Source organism: Pinirhizobacter sp. (genome assembly GCF_035317885.1).
GTDB lineage: Bacteria > Pseudomonadota > Gammaproteobacteria > Xanthomonadales > Rhodanobacteraceae > Pinirhizobacter.
Genome location: NZ_DATHFX010000209.1, coordinates 1 through 3,757 on the forward strand (window position 1 = coordinate 1; position 3,757 = coordinate 3,757).

A 3,757-nucleotide genomic window follows, 5' to 3' on the forward strand; every position below is an offset into this window, starting at 1 on the left:
CGTACGCCCCCATGACTACGAGGTCCGCTTCATGCAAACGTGCACTTTCGAGAATGACGCTGCCGGACGTGCGAGCATCGGCATGGATGACTTGATGCCGCACATGGACGCCGTGCTCGGAGAGGTACTCGCACGGATCAAAGCTCGGGACGATGTCCTCGTCCGACGACCGCACGAAGCCGTCGAGCAGGACAACCTTCGTCGCGTTCTGAAGCAGGGGCAGGGCAGCATGAAGGGAGCGCGTGGCTTGCATGCTGCCGTCCCAGGCCACCACGACCCGGGGGAAGTCCCGGAATGCGGTGGGGCCCGATGGCAGCAGGATGCAAGGAACCTTGCAGGCCAAAAGTGCCTCGCCCAACACCTCGATGACGCGATCCTCGCCGGCCAGGTCACGCTCCATCACTACCAGGTCGTGCCACGGTGCCAGCTGGCGCAGCGTTCGGGCAATCCCCGTGGCAGCCACTTCCCAGCGCGAACGATTTATTCCGTAGCGGCGCGCCAGTGCGCGAAATTCAGGCTCCGCCTGGCGCTCGGCGCATTGACTTGGGTGCTGGCGCAGCAGCGCAAACTCAGGTTGGTCGGTGTCGGCCCCCATCAGGGATCGAAGCTCAGCCTCGATGTAACACCCCGTGAGGACACTGCCATGGGTCTGAGCCAATGCAGCCGCCGTCAAGGCGGCAGGGCTCCATGGCGAGGTCGAACTGACCAGTGCAAGAATGTCCGACCACGCCTTGACGGCGTGTGCAGCAGGGCCAGGAGGCAGTGGACGCGCAGGATGGAACACGTTCATGGCGACCTCAGAAGTCCAGCGTGTGGGTGACCAGCGTGGCATCGCCCGGATCCTCTTCGCGTCGGAAACCAAGCGACGATGCCAACTCGCGCATGGGCCCGTTGGCGCTGGAGTCCAGGGAGAACATCCGGTGGAATCCGTTGCGCCGGGCTACGTCGATCAGGTGGCGCATCAACATGTAGCCCAATCCGCGGTCATGCCAGTCGTCGGCCACGGTGACCGCACATTCGCAGGTGCGGTGGTGGTCGCTGGCGCTATAACGGGCGATGCCCACCTCCCGCAGTTCGCCATCATCGTGGGCCAGCGCTACCAGTGCGACGTCCTTCGCCCCATCCACCGCCATGAGTTGGTCAACAAGGCGCTCGGGCGGATCGCGGAACTCACCCAGGAAACGGAACCGCTGCGCTTGCGGCGACAGGCGGCGGATGAACTCGGTTTCTCGCGCACGATCGTCGGCGCGAAGAGGGCGCACCTGCACATGGCTGCCGTCACGAAGGGTTTCGATCCAGTGATCGCCTGCGATTGCGTTACGGGGCGTCTGGTCAACAGTTGAGGTTTGCATGAACATCTCCCAGGTTGCTGTCCGGAATCGCCCGGACGGTAGATGACGTTCTACGCCGCTGCGGAAACGGCCTCTTGACCTGGATCAATCAGTGCACGATCAACACGGGCACAGGCGCCTCGCCGGCCAGGCGGCGGGCGCAACTGGACGGCGTAAATAGCCCTTTGGCGGGGGTACGGGCTGAACCGATCACGATCAAATCGCAGCTATGCTGGTGAGCGGCTGCACAGATGGCCTGATCAACACGCCGATTGTCCACCATGCATCCCCCTTGCAGCACGCCGGCCTGATCCGCCAAGGATTGGGCATAGGCCAAAAAGGTAACCTGGGCGCCAAGGAGCGCCGCCAGGGCGACACCCTGTTCAACACCAGCCTTCGCGGCCGACGATCCATCGGTGGGAATAAGAATATGTTCAATCATCGTCATCACCTGCACGTGTAGCCGCCATCGATCACCAACTCGCTACCGGTAATGAACCGGGCTTCGTCCGAAGCGAGATAGACCACCCCCCAGGCAATGTCGTCGGGATCGCCCATGTGACCCAGCGGGTGGCGCCCATCCAGAATGCGCCGCTCCTCATCTTCGTCACCCGTTCCACTCCGGATGAAGTCTTCAACCAGTGGGGTCCAGATAAAACCGGGATGAATTGAATTCACCCGGATTCCGTCATCGGCAAACAACAGGGCATCGGTCTTGCTCATCAGGCGCACGGCGCCCTTCGAAGCATGGTAGGCCGGGATGTCCGGTGCACCGACCAAACCATAGATCGAGGACAGGTTGATGATGCTGCCGCCACCGCGTTCGCGCATGCGGTCAATGACGTGCTTGGTGAACAGAAACACTCCTTTTACATTCACCGCCTGGACCAGGTCCCATTCCGCTTCCGACAACTCATCGGTGGGTTTGTTGGCGCCGGTGATACCTGCATTGTTGACGAGCACGTCCACGCCCCCGAAAGCGGCCGTGGTCTTGGCCATGACGTCCACTGCGTTGGCTTCGGCGGTGACATCTGCATGGACATAAATCGCCGAGGATCCCAGCACCTTCGCCAGGGCTTCCCCGTGCACATCATCAATATCGGCGATGCACACCCGGGCGCCGTGCTCGACCATCCGCTTTGCACATGCCGCACCAATGCCTTTGGAGCCACCTGTGATCACCGCCACCTTGCCGATAAGTCGTTGCATGACAACACTCCTTGAGTTGGTTGATGCCATCCTTACCCAGGTCGTTGCGATCGCACTTGACCTTGGTCAAGTGCGGGGTCCACAAGGCCCCCTAGGCTGCGGGCCATGGACATCAACATCCCCCTGATGGTCGTCAGGATCGACGTGCGGCGTGGCAAATGCTTTCATCCTTGACCTGCATCAAGTGGTCGACCTGCGTAGTCGCTTACAACAACATCTACCGCAGAAGGGAGCATAACCATGTTCAAGAAAATCCTGATCGCAACCGATGGCAGTGAGGAATCCCTTCGAGCCGCACGTATTGCGATAGGCGTGGCTGAAGCAGGGAAGGGCAGCGTCGTGGTGATGCATGCACTGCTGCCTTACCGCGGCCCCTACCTCGCTGCAAAGACGCAGCAAGCCGCGGAGGTCGTGCCGGATGAGGCGCTGGTTGCTCGCGCCGAACAGCATGTGGCGACGATCCGCGCTCTCGCCGAACACGCCAGTGTCCCCTGCGAGACACGAGTGTGCTTCGACGCAAATGCAGTTCGCGCCATCCTGCACACACAAAGTGAGTGTGGCTGCGACCTCATCGCCGTTGGGGCTCACGACCATCACAGCCTGTCGCAAATTTTTCATCCGCGCTGCGTCGATGCGCTGGTGGCGCGGTCGCCGGTACCTGTCCTGGTCAGTCGACCAGGAGCGACCTTCACATCGCGCCCGGCATCGTCCCATTCCGCGCTGGAAGCGGTTGAATCAACGGGTGCATGATCATGTCCATCAAGTCCTATGGCGAAGAAGCGATCCTCGATACCACACCGGGATCGGAAGCCTGGCCAGGGTCCGCGCTGCATGACATCCTTGTGCTTGCGTCAGGGCATCGCGACTGCCCAACGCCAGCCATGGAAGTGGGCGGAGCCCTCGCGATTCATCATCAGGCAGCACTTTCGGTGTGTTTGTTCGACGCGCGTGAGCCAACGGCCAGACGCCATGAACCCAGTGTCCTGGGGCTCCTGGAAGAGCCCGATCGCATGGCTCGAGTGCCTGAGGACGCCTTCGGTTTTAGCTCATGGGCGCGGGGCCTGGCGCTGAAACGGGCGCATTTGTGCTTGCCGCGCGCGTCGCTTGACGAAGCGGCGATCGAACTGGCGCCATGGCATGACCTGATCGTGGCGGACCGCGACTTGCTGCAAAGCCTGGCCGATCCGGGCCTGCTGGCCGGGCCCCTGCATCGCAGC

General features: G+C 62.0%; 5 protein-coding genes and 1 pseudogene. 2 read left to right on the top strand and 4 right to left on the bottom strand.

Annotated elements, in window-relative coordinates; all coding sequences use genetic code 11:
- The 4 genes from VK519_RS06525 to VK519_RS06540 form a co-directional block, all read right to left on the bottom strand.
- Nucleotides 1-790, bottom strand: a 790-nt coding sequence (locus VK519_RS06525; RefSeq protein ID WP_324348383.1) for a universal stress protein, incomplete at its 3' end; no start/stop codon positions are given.
- Between the two features lie 7 nt (nt 791-797).
- Entirely contained in the window at nt 798-1,352 is a 555-nt protein-coding gene (locus VK519_RS06530) for a GNAT family N-acetyltransferase (RefSeq protein WP_324348384.1), read from the bottom strand.
- Nucleotides 1,353-1,440: 88 nt separating this feature from the next.
- Nucleotides 1,441-1,779 carry a universal stress protein gene (locus VK519_RS06535; protein WP_324348391.1) on the bottom strand — a complete coding sequence of 113 codons (339 nt, stop codon included), beginning with the start codon at nt 1,777-1,779 and terminating at the stop codon, nt 1,441-1,443.
- Nucleotides 1,779-2,540, bottom strand: a complete 762-nt coding sequence (locus VK519_RS06540) for an SDR family NAD(P)-dependent oxidoreductase (RefSeq protein WP_324348386.1) — start codon at nt 2,538-2,540, stop codon at nt 1,779-1,781. The genes VK519_RS06535 and VK519_RS06540 overlap by 1 nt, the downstream gene beginning before the upstream one ends.
- A gap of 240 nt (nt 2,541-2,780) precedes the next feature.
- On the opposite strand from VK519_RS06540, the gene VK519_RS06545 reads away from it, so the two are divergent.
- Nucleotides 2,781-3,290 (top strand): universal stress protein, encoded by a 510-nt coding sequence (locus VK519_RS06545; protein WP_324348387.1) that lies wholly within the window; start codon nt 2,781-2,783, stop codon nt 3,288-3,290.
- A gap of 2 nt (nt 3,291-3,292) precedes the next feature.
- Nucleotides 3,293-3,757, top strand: a pseudogene (locus VK519_RS06550) (hypothetical protein); the annotation flags it as partial.

Bases quoted from the DNA above. Each gene is read 5' to 3' on its own strand.
- VK519_RS06530 (WP_324348384.1), bottom strand. From the start codon at position 1,352: ATGCAAACCTCAACTGTTGACCAGACGCCCCGTAACGCAATCGCAGGC.
- VK519_RS06535 (WP_324348391.1), bottom strand. From the start codon at position 1,779: ATGACGATGATTGAACATATTCTTATTCCCACCGATGGATCGTCGGCC.
- VK519_RS06540 (WP_324348386.1), bottom strand. From the start codon at position 2,540: ATGCAACGACTTATCGGCAAGGTGGCGGTGATCACAGGTGGCTCCAAA.
- VK519_RS06545 (WP_324348387.1), top strand. From the start codon at position 2,781: ATGTTCAAGAAAATCCTGATCGCAACCGATGGCAGTGAGGAATCCCTT.